Below are 18,435 nucleotides of genomic sequence, written 5' to 3' on the forward strand. Positions count from 1 at the left end.
GAAAAGAGGTGTTTGCGATGAAAGGGTCAATCATCCCTTATTTGACTTTCCATGGACAAGCGAAGGAAGCGGCCGAGTTTTATACGGAACTTTTTGGTTTGGTCAATCTTGGCGTTCAGCGGTATGGAGATGCCGATTTTCCTTCACCTCCGGAAGCGGAGGACCTTGTCATTCATTGTCATCTTCAAAAAGGTGACTTCCAGCTGATGCTCGCAGACTCGACTGAAGTACGCCCGCAAGAAGTGCAACATGGACTGTCTTTAACGGTGCAATGTGAAAGTGATCAGGAAATTCAAAAATTATATGACGGGCTCCTGCAAGAAGGCACGTTGCTCATGGAATTGCAACAGACGTTTTGGGGAACGAAGTATGGAAAAGTACGGGATAAATATGGATTTGTCTGGGATTTGAATTGTGAAAAAGAAGGATAGTATTCTAAAGCGAAAAGAACGGAAGGTCTTCGCGCTAAAAGAGGCCTTTCGTTCGTTTGATGGTCATTAGGCAGAGAAATTCGTACATAAAAGCGGTTAACATAGAAATAAGCACTATCTGATAGGGGGGATTGGCATGATCGGAAGAAACGATCCATGTTCATGCGGAAGTGGAAAAAAGTATAAGAAATGCTGCGGATCGAAAGGGACCGATTTGGTTGAAATGATTGTCAATGAAGAGCTCGATCGCATCCTGAGCGGCTATTTCGATGCGTATCCGAAAGGGCAGGATCGGACAGAGATGATGCGTATCATGCGAGAATGGGCAAACCGGCTATCGGATAGTTGGGAAAAGGAACATATTGAAGAGGCGGCCAGCGAGTTTTATTTATTTATCCAGAACGGAAAGCTTTGGCGTACCTATGTGGCAGCGCAGCTCGCGGAGACGACACGCGAATCGGTTGTTGCGGTGCTGGAACAATGGAATGAACCGATTTTATTGCTTGCTGAGATTATCGCTGTTGAAGCGGACACGATGAAAGTGCGGGAGCTGTTCGGGGAAAAGGAATATCGTCTGACCCGTACCGAGGGGATGCCTGCTGACAGTGGAACGTTGTTATTCGGAATCGTTCTTCGGGATCCGCGCAAAGGAGAAGACGTCGTCGCTCCGGTATCTTCTATGATCTTCCTTGCCAAATGGAGTAAACAAACGAAGAAATCACTGATGGCATTGCGGGAATCTGATTTACAGAAACCTTCGGAGGAATTTTTACAGGATCATATCCTTGCGATTTATGAATTGCTTATTAAACGGAGCCAAGCTTCCATGAATGAGCTGGTGGAAGAGGTGCTGGACCCTTCGCAATTGGAAGCATTGAAAGAGCTGGATTCGATTTTGATGGCATGGGATCAAACCGCGGATTCACGCGAAATCATGCATAAGCTGGCCGTTGCTTATTTCCTCAATGAAAATGAGCAAGCGGTAGTAGCGGCGGATTTTGTGGCGGCAGCTTTGGAGACGGGGTTACAAATCGGCATTGTGCAGGGAGAAGGTTTGGAAGAGGAAATTGTACGGAAGGTCGGTCCTTCTAAGGAAGGGATTGCCCTGTATACGGAACAATTGTGCACTTTATATGATGCGATGATGGATAATGGGGATGAACCGGTGACGGCACGGGTGTACGAAATTGGTACGGATCCGAGGCCGACGGAGAAAAAGCTTTGGGAGACGGCGATGACGACAGCGGGGGTCGTTCAACCGGAGCGGAAACCGGGCATCGCGGATGGACGGGCACAGCTGCTTACTTATGAAGCGTATGCCGCACAAACAGATGAAGATCGGCGGAGGCTTGCGAAACAGGCAGCCGAAATCGAACCGAATCATCCGGATGTGCTGCTCTTGTCCGCGGAGATGGAAGAGGATTCGAAGCAAGCGGCGGAGCTCTATGAAAAAGCGATCCGTCAAGCGAGTAAAGTTTTCGAGCCAGGGGATTCGCCGTGGCAAAATATCCCGAACCGCCCCTTCATGCGAGCCGCTTTCGCGTATGGAATTCATCTGTTCAGTTGCGGCGAGTATGATGAGGCGGCAGGCGTGTTTATGGATCTAGTAAAAATGAACCGCAACGATCAACAAGGCGCTCGCTATGAAGCGATAGCCTCTCTTATTCACGCCGAGCGCTATAAAGAAGCGGCTGAACTATTGGTGCGCTATGAAAAAGGCTCGCAACAGGATGCGACGTATCTCTATTTGGACTGGAAACTGGAGCATGAAGCGTCTGGTGGACAGTCGCATGAAGCGGAAGAAATGTTAAAAGCTGCCGCGCAATTGAATGGGCATGTTATGCATCTGATGACGTTCAAAGCGAAGACCATTCCATATCCGCGCCATCAATCGATTGAACCGGGAAGTGTGGAAGAAGCGAGATATATTTGGTGGTTGTTGAAAGGAAATAAATAAAGAAAAAGTTTGCCGTACGAGTCATTATCTCTTACGGTTTTTTCTATGTTCACGTCCATTTTGGACAAGCGGTTTTATTTCACAGCTAGCGCATTTGAATGCGTGTTTCATTATGAAAAAAGTAAAGGTTAAGTAGATTTATGTTTCAGGAGAGGGAGGTGGGGAATACATTGTACAAAAGAATGAGGGGGAGTTTGGAATGGATGGTCAAGATGCAAATGAACGAAGGAGAAAGTTAACGAAAACATTGAAACCGTCATGGGTGTTCGCGATTGCGCTCGGTTCTTCCGTCGGATGGGGAGCATTTATCCTGCCGGGTGATTGGATCGGGGAATCGGGACCGTTAGCTGCGATGATCGGTCTATTGATCGGTGCGGTGATCATGATGGTGATTGCATCAAGTTACGGTGTGATGATCAAGAAATTCCCTGTGTCGGGCGGAGGGTTTACATATGCGTTTATCGCAGCGGGTAAGAAATGGGCATTCATTTGTGGGTGGTTTTTATCACTTGGATACATATCGATTGTTGCGTTGAATGCCTCAGCATTTTCACTATTGCTGAAGTTTTTAGCACCGGGATTCATGAAGCAATTTTATTTATACTCGGTGGCTGGTTGGGATGTTTATTTGCCAGAAGTGCTGATCTCTTCGGCAATCCTGATCATTTTCGCTTGGATCAACACGACGGGGACAAGTGTATCAGGGAGAATCCAATTTTACTTCAGCGTGTTGCTTATTGCGGGCGTTGTTCTGCTTGGTGTATTTACATTCAACGTTGCAGAGAGTCCGTTAGAGAATATGAAACCGTTATTTAGCGGCAACCAATCTATGATTGTTTCAATTCTTGTCATTCTTGCCATTGCACCGTGGGCATATGTAGGCTTTGACAATGTACCGCAAGCAGCGGAGGAGTTCGATTTTTCCCCGCGCAAGGCGACCGTTTTAATTGTGTTATCGCTTTTTACTTCTTTTTTGATTTACGCAATTATGATTGGGCTAACGGCATGGACTTTCCCAAAAATGTCGGAAGTGAGCGGCAATCTTTGGTTGACGGGTGATGTCGTCGGTTCGGCGCTTGGTTTAGGTGGACTCATTATTATGGCTATCGCAATCATTATGGGGATATTTACAGGATTGAATGGCTTCTATATGTCAGCCAGCCGCCTTTTGTTTTCGATGGCGCGGGCACGGGCGTTGCCGGATATGTTCAGGACCATTACGAAAAAGAATCAGATCCCTGTTTGGGGAATATGGTTTGTTGCGCTCATTACATTGCCGATGCCGTGGTTTGGCAGACAAGCGTTATCTTGGATTGTTGACATGTCATCAACCGGTGTATCCGTTGCGTATTTCTTTACCTGCTTCGCTGCCTATAAAGTATTGGCTTGGAAAGCGGAAACGGCAGGACGGGAAATCGCTCCGTTGAAGAAGTTCCTAGCGCTTGTCGGCATGATTGCCAGCGCGGCTTTCTTACTATTGCTCCTCGTACCGTTCTCGCCAGCGGCATTGTCGGCGCCATCGTATATACTTCTTGTTATTTGGGGAGCTGTCGGCGGAGGTTTTTATGGGGTAATCCGCAAGCGGTATAATAGTTTGGAACAAGAAGAGACGGAGTACTATGTATTAGGGAAAACGATTGAATCCGAGGTCGAGAACAATGATGTGCCGGAGGATTTCGATAGCAAAAATGTTTCATTTACAAATTAAACAATGAAAAACAGCCCATTCGTTCAATTTCAGACGGATGGGCTGCTTTTCATTGACAAAGGCTAGCTTTCTCTATACTATTTTTATAATTGAATAGTGTTCGGCAATGTCGAATTACAGGAGGGCAAACATGTCTAAACCAATACAGTCCGTAGATCGTGCGTTAACCATTTTGGAGATGTTCAATGAAAGGAATGGTGAATTAGGCATATTGGAAGTGAGTGAACGGATGGAACTTCCGAAAAGTACCGTGCATGGGATCATTAAAACATTAGTGATGAGAGGGTATCTGATTCAAAATAGCGAGACGAAGAAATACAAATTGGGGATTCGGCTATTTGAACTCGGGAATACCGTGAGTAAAGGATTGGATATTAAAGAAAAGGCAGGACCTTATTTAAAAGAGGTGTTTAGCCAAACAGGTGAAACCGTTCACTTAGTTCAACTGGAAAATAATGAGGCATTCTATGTGGACAAACATGAGGGCGATCGTGCATTACGAATGTATTCACAAGTGGGGAAAAAAGCTCCGTTATACTGTACAGGAGTGGGGAAGGCGATACTGGCTCATTTGGATAAAGAGATGCAAATAGCCATTTTGCAATCTACTAAAATGGAAGCTTACACAGAAAAGACGATTCTAGACAAGACTATCATTCTTGAAGAGTTGGAAAAAATTAAGGAAAGCGGCTATGCGACGGACGATGAGGAGATTGAAATGGGATTATTTTGTGTAGCGGCCCCGATATTTGATAGCAATGATCGTGTGATTGGATCCGTCAGTACAGCAGGACCTAAATTCCGGTTTGCGGGAGAAAAAATAGAAATTGCGAAGAAATGTATAAAAGAAGCTGCCCGAAGCATATCGCGGGAAATGGGTTCGACGAAGTAACTGGTTAAGTAAATAGAGGATCAAATGTGCCGTATGGGAGGGCTACCCATATGGTTTTTTTCGGGTTATCGAAAGTTTATTTTCTATCAATTGTGTAAAGAAAGATTATTTAGTATTGACAGGATGATCAATCTTGATTATATTTTATTAAACGGGTTAGTCGAACGTGGTTCGGTAATGACGAACCTATAAAGAGGTTTGGGAAATGCCTAAGCAGATTCGATTGATTCAAGATGAAAGCGCACACAAAGGGTTTTGGATGTACAGGGACTTTGAAACTTTGAAAAAGGAGTGGAGAAAATGGGGAAAATCAATGTAGCAATTATCGGTTCGGGCAACATCGGCACGGATTTGATGTACAAATTGGAACGAAGTGAACTTTTGAATTTAACGGCAGTCATCGGGATCGATCCGGAATCGGATGGGTTGAAGAAGGCGAAGGAAAGAGGGTATCAAACGTTCAGCAATGGGATTGACGCAATCAAAAATAATCCCGATCTGGCTGACATTGTTTTTGATGCGACTTCAGCAAAAGCCCATTTGGTGAATGCCGAGGTATTAAAAGAATTAGATAAGATCGCCATTGACTTAACTCCGGCGGCGGTAGGTCCATTAGTATCGCCAGCGGTTAACGGCGATACGTACAATTCCGCTTCCAATATCAATCTGATCACTTGCGGAGGTCAAGCGACCATTCCGATGATCCACGCAGTGAATCGGGTAGCGGATGTGACGTATGCTGAGATTGTTGCCACGATCTCCAGTAAGAGTGCGGGACCTGGGACGCGTGCCAATATTGATGAATTTACGATTACGACTCGCCGGGGCATTGAGGAAGTAGGAGGAGCGGATAAGGGGAAAGCGCTCATCTTGATTAACCCTGCAGAGCCACCGGTGTTAATGAGAGATACGATTTATTGCGAAGTGAAAAACATGGATGCCGAGGCGATTACAAAATCGGTAAACGACATGCTTCAAGTGGTGCAAAGTTATGTGCCGGGTTATCGTCTGAAACAAGAATTGATTTTTGATGAAGACAAAGTGACCATTTTGCTAGAAGTTGAAGGGGCGGGAGATTATTTCCCGGTGTATGCAGGAAATCTCGATATTATGACAGCCGCGGCAGTGAAAGTCGCAGAAGAGCAAGCAAGAAGAATGCTACATGTTGAAGAAGAGGTGACGAACTAATGACAAACGTAGTGAAATTGACGGAAGTATCCCTTCGTGATGGAAGCCACGCTGTGTCGCATCAATTTACAGCAGAAGAAGTCGGTTCGGTTGTACGAGCATTGGATGAAGCGGGCATGCATTACATCGAGGTCAGTCATGGCGATGGATTAGGGGGATCTACCTTACAATATGGAAAATCTCTTGTCGATGAAATGAAATTGATCGAGCGGGCTGTGGCAGAGGCTCAAACTTCCAAAATTGCTGTATTGCTGATCCCCGGAATTGGGACGGTCCATGAATTGAAACAAGCCCACGAAATTGGGGCGAAATTAGTACGTGTCGCTACACATGTAACAGAAGCGGATGTTTCGGCTCAGCATATTGCGAAAGCGAAGGAATTGGGCATGGAGTCATTAGGTTTTCTGATGATGGCTCATACGGCTCCGGTTGAAAAACTGGTTGAACAAGCAAAGCTGATGGAAAGTTACGGGGCGGAAGCCGTCTATATTACCGATTCTGCAGGTGCGCTTCTACCGGAACAAGTAAGGGAACGCGTTCGGGCGCTTCGCCAAGCACTAACTTGCGAAGTGGGCTTCCATGCGCATAATAATTTGTCATTGGCTGTTGCGAATACGCTCATTGCCATTGAAGAAGGCGCGACAAGAATTGATAGTAGTGTGTGCGGTTTGGGCGCAGGTGCAGGGAATACGCAAACAGAAGTATTAACTGCGGTATTGGATTTGATGGGGCAAAATCCTGGAATCGATGTGTATAAGATGATGGATCTTGCTGAAAACGTTGTGACACCAATTATGAAGCGGCCGCAAATTGTAGACAAGGGAAGTTTAGCATTGGGGTATTCCGGCGTCTATTCCAGTTTCTTAATCCACTCGGAGCGGGCCGCAAAACGGTTCGGACTAGACCCGCGAGATATTTTGGTGGAATTAGGGAAGAGGAAAGTCGTTGGTGGACAGGAAGATATGATATTGGACGTTGCTTCGGAATTGGCGAAGATGAAGTGATTGGATTGGGATAGATGGACGATTTGTTCATCATGAAAAATAGGGGATGTCCTGTCAGACGATGATGAAACGACTGACGGTACATCCCCCATTTGTACTTCTTTTGAATTTAGTTTTTCCCGCCAAGCAAGTCGAATAATCCGCCGGTTACGCTGCCTTCACCGACGGATTTACCGCCAGGTGTTTGTGGAGCTGCTGCAAATACGCGGCTTGCGAGTCTGGAGAATGGCAATGATTGAATCCAAACGGTTCCGGGACCGCGGAGCGTTGCGAAAAACAATCCTTCGCCACCGAATAATGCTGTTTTCACGCCTTTGACCATTTCGATGTTGTAATCGACGTCACGTGTCATGGCGACAAGGCATCCCGTATCGACGCGTAATGTTTCGCCGGGCAACAGTTTTTTCTCGATAATCGTTCCGCCCGCGTGGATGAATGTCATGCCGTCGCCTTCGAGTTTCTGCATGATAAACCCTTCGCCGCCAAAGAATCCCGTACCGAGTTTACGTTGGAACTCGATACCGACCGATACACCTTTCGCGGCGGCAAGGAATGCATCTTTTTGACAGATGATTTTCCCATTATGCTCACTGAGATCCATCGGAATGATTTTCCCAGGATACGGTGAAGCAAAGGAAACATGCTTTTTCCCAGATCCCGTATTCGTAAAGGTGGTCATGAAGAGACTTTCACCCGTCAGCATCCGTTTACCTGCCCCCATTAATTTACCCATGATTCCGCCGCCTGAAGAGCCAGATCCATCGCCGAAAATCGTCTCCATTTCAATGCCGTCTTCCATCATCATCAGAGCGCCTGCTTCTGCAACAACCGTCTCCTGCGGATCAAGCTCCACCTCGACGAATTGCATATCATCCCCATACAGTTTGTAATCAATCTCGTGGTTATTCATCCAATTCCTCCTTTAATCGTCTTTTTGCTATCTAAACATACGGATCGATGTTCGAAAAGTTTCAATGGATTACATAGATGTGTCATCTTTTCTGAGAGCGTCTATCTGGTGCCAGACATCATTCGCTAGCTCATGGGCTTCCGGTGCATGCGAAGTCCCGACGAAAGCCTTGCGGAACGATTGGACAACGGATTCTAAAACAAAGATGCGTGGATTTTCGGAACGTAATTCATCCAACAGAAATTGGACATACTGTTTGTTGACGGGCTGTCCGTCATCTCCAAGCAACGCAAGAAATCCCGAAAGCTTTTCCAACAATTCCTCTTTGGAGATAGCTTGTTCTTTTAGGGGAGCCCCTAATTCGAAGAAAATTCCATTCTCTAATAGTGCATCTTTTGACTGAATCATATCGGGAACGATGGAGTCGATTCTCCGGATGACATATTGCACAAGTGCTTCGACATCTAGTTCTTTTTCAGCGTGGCGGGAGCGAAGACGTAACATTTGGTGAAGCATGCCGATGAGGAGGACCGCGCAATCAGCGGCATAAGGTTCGGCCTCCTTCCCGTATATATCCACAATTCTATCCGCTAACCATGTAAATTCGACTAACAGCATTTTCTTCACAAAAGCTCTAAGTTCAGGATCATTGGAATGAAAAATCGATTCAAAAATAGGTAATAAATTTTTCTCGTGATTGACCTGCATTCTAACGATGATTTGCTTCGCCAAGACTGTTTTGTCTGTTCGGTCTTGTCCGATCAGTAATTCGCGCCTTCTTACTTCAGCTTCATCCCATCCGTGATCCAATATCGCCATTAAACATTCGTTTTTGGAAGTGAAGTAATTATAGAACGTTCCTTTGGAAATGCCGGATTCATCCAAAATATCTTGAACAGACGTAGAAGCGAACCCTTTCTCTATAAAAATTCGCTGCGCTGTCAATAAAACCTGTCTTTTCCGCTCGTTCATATAATCACCCTTGTACTCATAGTATACTTCTATTTTATCTAGGAAAGTTTGTGAAATCAATGAATTTGGAGGTGGGAAATTTTTTATTTGCATTTTTTATACCATGAGTATAAAATGTTTCAAGTAGTGAACGAGAGGTTCAAATATTAAGAGTGCAGGATATATGAAATGTAATATGGAGGGATCATATGGATATAAAACAAATGCACGAAAAGCCGCCATATGGCATGATTGCGATTTTATTCATCGGCGCATTCGTTGCTTTATTAAATAATACATTGTTGAACATTGCATTACCGACCATCATGGATGAGTTTTCAGTGAAGCCGGCTGTTGTCCAATGGTTGACGACAGGGTATATGTTGGTCAACGGTATATTAATACCGGCAAGTGCGTTCTTCGTACAGAAATTCTCAAATAGGAAGTTGTTCATGACAGCGATGACGCTGTTCACTCTTGGGACGCTTCTTGCCATGTTGGCGCCATCATTTGGGATATTGGTTGCCGCCCGGATGGTCCAGGCGGCGGGATCTGCCATGATGATGCCGTTGCTGATGAACGTCATGCTCGTGGCATTTCCGATTGAACGTCGCGGAACGGCAATGGGGATTTTCGGGCTCGTCATGATTACGGCACCGGCAATCGGGCCGACGCTATCCGGTTGGATCGTCGAACATTACACATGGCGCACCCTTTTCGGTATCATTTTACCGTTTGCCATTTTGACGCTCATCTATGCGTTTTTCAAACTGCGAAATATTACACCGAACCGTGATATGAAGTTGGATCTGTTTTCCCTTGTTCTATCGAGTATCGGTTTTGGCGGTCTGCTATACGGATTCAGTTCGGCAGGGGACGAGAACATGGGCTGGGGACATCCACTTGTCTATGGGACGATCATTGCGGGCGTGATTGGACTCGTTCTATTCATCGTTCGTCAATTGCGCATGGATGACCCGATGCTTGACTTCAGGATTTACAAGTACCCGATGTTCGCCCTATCATCTGCCATCTCGATCGTCTTATCGATTGCCATGTTTTCAGGAATGATTCTGACGCCACTCTATGTCCAGACGATCCGGGGGATTTCACCGTTCCATTCTGGCATTTTGATGCTACCGGGTGCTGTCCTTATGGGAATCATGTCGCCGATTACGGGAAGACTGTTCGATAAATACGGACCGAAGATATTAGCGATTATCGGTCTCGTCATCACCACCGTTTCGACATACTATTTAAGTACGCTTGGTATGGATTCCGGTTACTACTATATAATGTTCATTTATACGATTCGGATGTTCGGTATTTCAATGGTCATGATGCCGATTATGACGAATGGGTTGAACCAGTTGCCGATGATATCGAATCCACATGGAACGGCTATGAATAACACGTTACAGCAAGTTTCCGGTGCAATCGGATCAGCTGTGTTGTTGACGATTATGACGAAGCGGATGGAATCGACGGGAGCGAAAATGTTTGCGGAAGCACAAGCTTCTGGTAACGCACCGACAACTGCCGAGGGGCTCGCGAAATTGCAAGAGCAACTTGGTGCACAAGCGATGTTGGACGGCATTCAATTCTCGTTCTTCATTTCGACAATCGTCGCGCTCGTTGCTTTGGTGTTAACGTTCTTTGTGAAACGTGTCACGCAACCGACTCGCGAAAAGTCATTTGCTCAGTCGGAGGGAAATGAAAAATAATTGATTGAAAAAGCCTTGGGAAGCGATAGTCTTTCCAAGGCTTTTTCATCGTCTAGGCTCCGGTCGCCAGACGCTCGGGTCATAAGTCGTTTTGGCTGTGAGGCAAAAAGCGCCTCTTGGGCCCACAGGATGTGGGTCATGCAGTCGTTGCCAATCGAACAGCGGAGGGTTCGATTTGCCATATTTCTGCGTCCTTTGCAGAAATTAAGGCACTTTTTTTCAGGACGCGGCGAACTTAGACTGCCTTCCTAATTCCGTCTTATGCCTGTCGCGTCTAAGCAGGCGCCCTGCGCTTTTGTTCTGCCTTGAAAGAGCTATCATTGGCAAACAGTGAGATACATATACTTAAGAAGAGGGAAAGGAATTTCATAGGAAATGTCGAATTATTTTAGTAAAGGAATTTTCGGAAAAATGACGCTTTAAGAGGGGAGACGGAGCAATGCAACTGAACAATTATATCGGAGGTTCATGGCAAAGTACGGAAGGCGCAGACTATACGGCAGTGATCAATCCAGCGAACGGTGAACAGCTAGCAGAAGTGAGGTTGTCGACAAAGGAAGATGTTGATCTTGCGGTGCAAGCAGCTAAGAAAGCGCAGAAAAAGTGGGTGCTCGTCCCCGCACCGAAGCGCGCAGACTTTTTATATGAAATTGGTCGTGTTATGAAAGAAAGGAAAGAACATTTAGCACAAGTGTTGACGAAGGAAATGGGGAAAGTGATCGAGGAGGCGCGTGGAGAAGTCCAGGAAGGGATCGACATGGCATTTTATATGGCAGGGGAAGGACGGCGCCTGTTTGGAGAAACGGTTCCGTCCGAATTGCAGGATAAGTTTGCCATGAGTGTCCGTGCACCGATCGGGGTCGTTGGATTAATCACACCTTGGAATTTTCCGGTAGCGATTGCTACATGGAAATCGTTCCCGGCGATTGTCGCGGGCAATACGTTCATCTGGAAACCGGCAACCGAAACACCGATGATGGCCTATGAAATGGCATTGATCTTTGACGAAGTGGGTTTACCTAGCGGCGTGGCAAATATTGTTTTTGGATCTGGATCCGAGGTGGGAACAGCAATGATCGAGCATCCGGACGTTCGGGTCATTTCGTTCACCGGGTCGACGGAGACGGGTCGCCATGTTGCAGAACTGGGCGGACGCCATCTAAAAAAAGTGTCGCTGGAAATGGGCGGGAAAAACGCGGTCATTGTCATGGAGGATGCTGATATCGATCTTGCGGTGGAAGGGATACTTTGGAGTGCATTTGGAACGGCGGGGCAACGCTGTACAGCATGCAGCCGTGTCATTGTCCATAAAGACGTGAAGAAAGAACTGGAACAAAAGCTGGTAGAAGCGATGGAAGGTTTAACGATCGGCGATGGCTTGGATGAATCGGTAAAAGTCGGCCCAATAATTAATCAACAAGCGCTGGAGAAGGTTCAAAGTTATATCCGCATCGGTACAGAAGAAGGGGCGAAACTGCTGGCGGGCGGCCGACTATTGACGGAGGGCGCGCTTGCGAAAGGCCATTATGTTGAACCGACTTTATTCACAGATGTGAAGTGGGATAGTCGTCTCGCGCAAGAAGAAATTTTCGGTCCGGTCGTTTCACTCATTGAAGTGGCTGATTTGGATGAAGCGATTGATGTGAATAACAGTGTGAAATATGGTCTTTCAAGTTCCATTTTCTCTCGTGATATTAACAAAGCATTCCGAGCGCAGCGTGATCTGGATACGGGTATCGTCTATGTCAATGCGGGAACGACGGGGGCTGAAATCCATCTGCCGTTCGGCGGGACGAAAGGGACGGGGAATGGCCATCGGGATTCGGGTGTTGCGGCATTAGATGTCTTTACGGAATGGAAGAGTATTTACGTGGATTATAGTGGCAAATTACAACGGGCACAAATCGACACGGACTAACTCGCGATGTAAGGGGCTGAGGATATGAAAGTAGTCATACTTGGCGCAGGATTGATGGGGAAAGAGGCTGCCCGCGATCTTGTGAAAAGCGAAGAAGTCGACAAAGTCTATTTGGCGGACTTAAACGTCAGGCAGGCAGAGGATTTTGCGGAAGAACTTCTATCCGATAAACTCGATATTTTGCGGTTGGATGCACAAAATGATGTGCAATTACGCGATGTGATGCGACTTGGGGATGTAGTCATCAATGCGTTGTTCTATACATTCAATGAAAAAGTGGCGCGTATTGCTGTAGATATCGGTGTCCATTCCATTGATCTGGGAGGTCATATCGGAGGGGCGACGGATGCGGTTCTTGCGTTGGCGGAGCAAGCGAAAGCGAAAGGGATCACCATCATTCCAGATTTGGGCGTTGCGCCGGGGATGATCAATATCTTGACGGGGTATGGAGCCGGGAAACTTGATCAAGTGAAGACCATCAAGTTGTATGTCGGAGGGATACCGGTGAATCCGGAACCGCCCCTTAATTACAATGTCGTCTTTTCGTTAGAAGGGGTGTTTGATCATTACACGGACCCATCTCATGTCATCCGGAACGGTCAATTGTTGGAAGTACCGTCTTTGTCTGAAGTGGAGCCAATTTATTTTGATCAGTACGGTGAATTGGAAGCGTTTCATACCTCGGGCGGCACATCAACCTTGACGAAATCGTTCCCAAACGTCGAAATGCTTGAATACAAAACGATCCGTTATAAAGGGCATGCGGAAAAATTCCAGTTGCTCGTCGATCTCGGTTTATTGTCACGGAATAAGGTAGTGATGATAGACGGTAGACCGGTAAAAATCCGTGACGTGATGCGTGAGCTTTTATCGCCTCAGTTGCGTCTTGGCGATAAGTCGGATGTCGTTTTGCTTCGGGTTATCGTTAGTGGTATTAAGAACGGGAACCCTGTCACCTATGAATATGATCTAATTACAGAAAAAGATCAGACGGTCAATGAAACCGCGATGGCGCGCGCGACTGCCAATACCATTTCGGTCGTTGCGCAGATGATCGGCAATGGCATGATTACCAAACGCGGCGTCCATCCACCGGAACAAATCGTACCGGGGGAATTGTATATACAGGAGATGAAAAAGCGCGGTGTTGTCATCGTGGAGCACGTGGAGGCAAGGGATTCATCGGCCTAATAGAGGAGGAAGTGGCATGGATTTCAGTTTTACCGAAGAACAGCAGATGTTGAGGAAAACAGCCCGTCAGTTCGTCGATGCAGAAATCATGCCGCATATCCAGAAGTGGGATGCGGAAGGCGGGTTTGATCCGGCGATTTGGAAGAAGCTTGCGGATCTCGGATTCATGGGCGTTTGTATACCAGAAAAATACAGCGGCAGCGGCATGGACTATAATTCGCTCGCAATTCTGTGTGAGGAATTGGAGCGCGGTGATACAGCATTTCGGACGGCTGTGTCTGTCCATATCGGATTGAATTCGATGACGCTTATGCAATGGGGAACTGAAGAACAGAAGCAAACATATTTAATTCCGCAGGCGAAAGGCGAGAAAATCGGTGCTTTCGGTTTGACGGAACCCGGCGCGGGCTCGGATGTCGCAGCGATGGCGACGACGGCAGTCCGCGATGGAGATCATTATGTATTGAACGGGCAGAAGACATGGATTTCCCTTTGTGATGTGGCAGATCATTTCCTTGTTTTTGCCTATACGGATAAATCGAAAAAACACGCCGGTATCAGTGCGTTCATCGTCGAACGGACAACACCGGGCTTCTCCTCCAAGGCGATCAAAGGGAAATATGGTATTCGCGCGGGCAATACCGGGGAGCTGTTCTTCGAAGATATGCGGATTCCGGCGGAGAATCTGCTCGGGAAAGAAGGGGAAGGATTTAAAATTGCCATGTCTGCGCTCGACAATGGCCGATTCACGGTAGCGGCGGGAGCTGTCGGGTTGATTGTGGGGTGCTTGGAAGAAAGTGTGAAATATTGCCATCAGCGCGAAACATTCGGCAAAGCGATCGGCAAACACCAACTCGTTCAACAAATGATCGCCAATATGGAAGCGGGCTATCAGATGAGCCGACTTCTTGTCTACCGCGCAGGCGAAATGAAAAACAAAGGGGTACGCAACACGCGCCAGACCTCACTTGCGAAATGGCAAGCATGCGATTTTGCCAACAAAGCGGCGGACGATGCCTTCCAAATTCATGGTGCTTATGGTTATTCAGACGACTATCCGGTTGCAAGATTCCTACGTAATTCGAAAGCGCCCGTCATTTACGAAGGGACGCGCGAAATCCACACGATTATGCAGGCGGAATATGTACTCGGCTATCGGGAAGATAAGCCGTTGAACCAAATGCTTCCGGAATGGCCGTTTGAATAGTAGGAAAGGGAATCACATAGATTTTTTTGTGAATGTCGAAAATTACTTAGTTAAATCCTATCATTCGACAATTTTAAATATTTACAATTAATAAAATATGTTATAGAGTATAAACAATGAGTCATGTTGAAGCGACATCCGCCGGAGGCTTTATCTTTATTCAGCTGAATAAAGATAAACGCTCACCGCACATGATGAAGATGGAGAAAAGACAATGCTGCCTAACCTGTCGAAAATCGAATCCCGATTTTTCTCCGCAGGTAAAAGCCAGTTCAAATGGATTTACGGTCGTCCGTGATCTTTTTTGAGCTGGCCATTTTTAATGCCCAAAAATAATTCCAAACAAACGAGGGGGAGAAGAACATGAAAGAATTAATCGAACTGGACAAGAAGCACTTTATTCACCCGACGACTTCCATTATGGAACAGCAGGAAAAAGGGCCAAAGCTCATTATTGAAAAAGGCGATGGTATCTATTTGACCGACAAAAAAGGAAGCGTTTACATCGATGCGATGGCATCACTTTGGAATGTCAATGTCGGACATGGTCGCAAAGAGATTGCGGAAGCGGCAAAGGAACAAATGGAGCAACTTGCTTTTAATTCTACTTTTTCAACGTTCAGCAATGAGCCTGCTATCCGTTTAGCGAAAAAAATTGCTGATCTTGCCCCTCCCAGTTTGAATGCGGTGTTTTTCACATCGGGAGGTTCCGAATCCAATGATTCCGCTATCAAACTAATTCGGCATTATTGGAAAATCCAGGGGCAGCCCGAACGTAATAAAATCATTTCACTGAACCGTGGCTACCATGGCGTGACAGCCGGTGCGACAAGTGCAACTGGGATTCCGCAATTTTGGGATATGGCAGGTCATATGCTGACGGGCTTTGCCCATGCGAAAACACCGTATGAAATCGGAACAGCTGCGTCGATCCAATCGATTCGGGAAGTTATCGAGGCGGAAGGACCGGAGAACGTGGCCGCCTTTATGGCAGAACCGGTGCAAGGAGCCGGCGGCGTGTTGATTCCACCGAGCGATTATTTTAAAGAGGTGCGTAAACTTTGCGATGAGTACGGTATTTTGTTTATGGCAGATGAAGTGATCACTGGTTTCGGACGGACGGGAACGATGTTCGGACTTGAAAACTGGGGTGTTGAACCGGACTTGATGTCCTTTGCTAAAGGAGTGACGAGTGGGTACTTCCCACTTGGCGGCGTCATCGTCTCGGATAAAATTCATGAAGTGCTGAAAGAAAAGTCACAAGGGGTCTTGTTCCACGGGTTTACGTATAGCGGACATGCGACAGGCGCGGCTGTCGCGTTGAAAAATATTGAGATTTTGGAGAATGAAGGGCTTGTGGAAAATTCCCGTCTGATGGGTGAAGAATTCCTGAAGGGTCTTCAATCGATTAAAGCGGAAAGTGCGATTGTCGGGGATGTTCGTGCGGTCGGACTGCTTGGCGCAATTGAATTTGTCCAAGATCCTGCAACGAATACCCGTTTTTCACCTGATTTGAAAGTGACGTCAAGAGTCATCGAAGCATTGCATGAACGGGGAGTCATCTGCCGAGGGGTCACTTACGATGGAACAGACATTGTCTGTTTTTCGCCGCCGCTCATCATTAATAAAGAGCAGATCGATACCCTCATTGAAAGATTACGTCAATCTGTGCTTGCCGTTCAGCAGGAGCTGGAAAGCCAATCGGTAAAACTTTCATAAACAGCATCAGAATCATATAAGTCTTCAACCAAGGGAATACCAATTCTAGCACTGGAATGAATGGGAACTGGGGTGGGATTGAGTGGAAGATCAGAAGCTGTTGAAAGTTTTAGGGAATCGGGATGTGCTTGCACTTGCATTCGGGGCGATGATCGGTTGGGGCTGGGTCGTCACGGCGGGTCTATGGGTAATGGAAGCAGGTTCGTTAGGAGCGATTCTCGCCTTCCTTATTGGTGGGTTACTTGTTGTCTTGGTCGGATTAACGTATGCCGAATTGGCTGCAGCCCTTCCGTTAGCGGGAGGGGAGTTATTTTATGGCTACACCGCAATGGGACGATTACCTTCTTTTATTCTGACCTGGGCAATTATCCTCGGATATGTTTCCGTTGTTGCGTTTGAAGCGGTTGCACTTCCGACCGTTTTTGACTACTTGTTCCCGGGATATGGGAAGGGGTATATGTATACGATTGCAGGCTGGGATGTTACCGCTACATGGGCGGGCGTCGGTATAGCAGGCTCCATCCTGATTGCCTGGATCAATTACAGAGGCATGAAACTGACAAGTATCGTCATGACGATTTTGACGTTATTGATCATCGTTTCAGGTGTGTTATTGATTACAGGCAGCTCGGTGGCTGGAAACATTGAAAATATGCAACCGCTTTTTGGAAATGGGATGGCGGGCTTGATGATTGTGCTGATCATGACGCCTTTCATGTTTGTCGGATTTGATGTCATTCCGCAAGCGGCAGAGGAAATCAATTTGCCGCGTAAGCGGATCGGTCAATTATTGGTGTTTTCCGTTCTGATGGCAGTTGCTTGGTATGTCCTGATTATCTTTGGTGTTTCCATGGTGATGACGCCTTCGGAAATTTCGGGTTCTACATTGGTGACGGCGGATGCGATGGCAAAAGCTTTCGGAGGCAGTAAGATGATGGGGAATATCCTCGTCATCGGCGGTATCGGAGGGATCTTATCAAGTTGGGTCGGTTTTTACGTAGGCGGGAGCCGTGCAATTTATGCACTGGCGAAAGCGGGAATGCTGCCGAAGTCGCTTGGGGAGTTGCACCCGAAATATAAGACGCCTCATAGGGCGATATTGTTGATTGCGGTTTTGACGACTGCAGCGCCGTTGTTTGGAAGGCCTGCTCTCGTTTGGCTCGTCGATGCAGGTGGATTGGCATTGGTCGTCGCTTGGCTGATGGTCGCTTTGTCATTCATCATTCTTCGGAAAAAACGGCCGCAGTTGAGGCGGCCATTCCGTGTTCGGGGAGGCACGACAATCGGCTGGCTTGCCTTACTGATGTCCGTAGGGATGGCCATTTTGTACATGCCGGGGATGCCGTCAGCACTTATTTGGCCGTACGAGTGGGTGATCATCTTTGTATGGGTCCTATTGGGAGCGGTCTTCTACAAAACGTCGATGAGCAAATACGGAGCGGCGAATGCCAATGCGCATTTGGATGCAGAGGTGGAGCGGGTCCTTCAAGAAGAGGATATCCCATCTGAAAAGGACATTAAGGATCGTGATAAGGTGGGCGAAATGTATAGCTGATAGATGAAGTCAAAAAGAAGTTAGAAAGAGAATTGAGTTCTAACTTCTTTTTCTTGTAACTAATTTGCAGTGTGAATAGA

General features: G+C 46.7%; 14 protein-coding genes. 12 read left to right on the plus strand and 2 right to left on the minus strand.

Annotated elements, in window-relative coordinates; all coding sequences use genetic code 11:
• The first annotated feature begins 17 nt into the window (after positions 1-17).
• The 6 genes from MHZ95_RS06795 (at position 18) to dmpG (ending at position 7,180) form a co-directional block, all read left to right on the plus strand.
• On the plus strand, positions 18-431 hold the full coding sequence (locus tag MHZ95_RS06795; protein WP_239389839.1) for a VOC family protein: 414 nt from the start codon (positions 18-20) through the stop codon (positions 429-431).
• A gap of 136 nt (positions 432-567) precedes the next feature.
• Positions 568-2,388 carry an SEC-C metal-binding domain-containing protein gene (locus MHZ95_RS06800; protein ID WP_239389841.1) on the plus strand — a complete coding sequence of 607 codons (1,821 nt, stop codon included), beginning with the start codon at positions 568-570 and terminating at the stop codon, positions 2,386-2,388.
• 199 nt (positions 2,389-2,587) lie between these two features.
• On the plus strand, positions 2,588-4,096 hold the full coding sequence (locus MHZ95_RS06805) for an APC family permease (protein WP_239389842.1): 1,509 nt from the start codon (positions 2,588-2,590) through the stop codon (positions 4,094-4,096).
• Between the two features lie 130 nt (positions 4,097-4,226).
• Entirely contained in the window at positions 4,227-4,988 is a 762-nt protein-coding gene (locus MHZ95_RS06810; RefSeq protein ID WP_239389844.1) for an IclR family transcriptional regulator, read from the plus strand.
• 300 nt (positions 4,989-5,288) lie between these two features.
• Entirely contained in the window at positions 5,289-6,176 is an 888-nt protein-coding gene (locus MHZ95_RS06815) for an acetaldehyde dehydrogenase (acetylating) (protein WP_239389846.1), read from the plus strand.
• Complete coding sequence (gene dmpG / locus MHZ95_RS06820) at positions 6,176-7,180, plus strand: 4-hydroxy-2-oxovalerate aldolase (RefSeq protein ID WP_239389848.1); 1,005 nt, start codon at positions 6,176-6,178, stop codon at positions 7,178-7,180. Before MHZ95_RS06815 ends, dmpG begins: the two co-directional genes overlap by 1 nt.
• A gap of 109 nt (positions 7,181-7,289) precedes the next feature.
• Here the strand turns inward: dmpG and MHZ95_RS06825 are convergent, their stop codons facing one another.
• Positions 7,290-8,090 carry a TIGR00266 family protein gene (locus MHZ95_RS06825; protein ID WP_239389849.1) on the minus strand — a complete coding sequence of 267 codons (801 nt, stop codon included), beginning with the start codon at positions 8,088-8,090 and terminating at the stop codon, positions 7,290-7,292.
• 69 nt (positions 8,091-8,159) lie between these two features.
• On the minus strand, positions 8,160-9,062 hold the full coding sequence (locus tag MHZ95_RS06830) for a TetR/AcrR family transcriptional regulator (RefSeq protein ID WP_239389851.1): 903 nt from the start codon (positions 9,060-9,062) through the stop codon (positions 8,160-8,162).
• Positions 9,063-9,250: 188 nt separating this feature from the next.
• Between MHZ95_RS06830 and MHZ95_RS06835 the strand changes: the two genes are divergently transcribed.
• The 6 genes from MHZ95_RS06835 to MHZ95_RS06860 all read left to right on the plus strand — a co-directional run bounded on the left by MHZ95_RS06835 (position 9,251) and on the right by MHZ95_RS06860 (position 18,355).
• Positions 9,251-10,765 carry a DHA2 family efflux MFS transporter permease subunit gene (locus MHZ95_RS06835; RefSeq protein WP_239389853.1) on the plus strand — a complete coding sequence of 505 codons (1,515 nt, stop codon included), beginning with the start codon at positions 9,251-9,253 and terminating at the stop codon, positions 10,763-10,765.
• A 439-nt stretch (positions 10,766-11,204) separates the two neighbouring features.
• The gene (locus tag MHZ95_RS06840; RefSeq protein WP_239389856.1) at positions 11,205-12,683 is read left to right on the plus strand and encodes an aldehyde dehydrogenase family protein; all 1,479 of its coding nucleotides are present in this window, start codon (positions 11,205-11,207) and stop codon (positions 12,681-12,683) included.
• Between the two features lie 24 nt (positions 12,684-12,707).
• Positions 12,708-13,874: a saccharopine dehydrogenase family protein gene (locus MHZ95_RS06845; RefSeq protein WP_239389858.1), complete on the plus strand. Its 1,167-nt coding sequence runs from the start codon at positions 12,708-12,710 to the stop codon at positions 13,872-13,874.
• 16 nt (positions 13,875-13,890) lie between these two features.
• Entirely contained in the window at positions 13,891-15,081 is a 1,191-nt protein-coding gene (locus MHZ95_RS06850) for an acyl-CoA dehydrogenase family protein (RefSeq protein WP_239389859.1), read from the plus strand.
• 363 nt (positions 15,082-15,444) lie between these two features.
• Positions 15,445-16,800: an aminotransferase family protein gene (locus MHZ95_RS06855; RefSeq protein WP_239389860.1), complete on the plus strand. Its 1,356-nt coding sequence runs from the start codon at positions 15,445-15,447 to the stop codon at positions 16,798-16,800.
• An 82-nt stretch (positions 16,801-16,882) separates the two neighbouring features.
• On the plus strand, positions 16,883-18,355 hold the full coding sequence (locus MHZ95_RS06860; RefSeq protein WP_239389861.1) for an APC family permease: 1,473 nt from the start codon (positions 16,883-16,885) through the stop codon (positions 18,353-18,355).
• Positions 18,356-18,435 lie beyond the last annotated feature (80 nt).

It is taken from the genome of Sporosarcina sp. ACRSM (genome assembly GCF_022346545.1).
In the GTDB taxonomy this organism is placed as follows: Bacteria; Bacillota; Bacilli; order Bacillales_A; family Planococcaceae; genus Sporosarcina.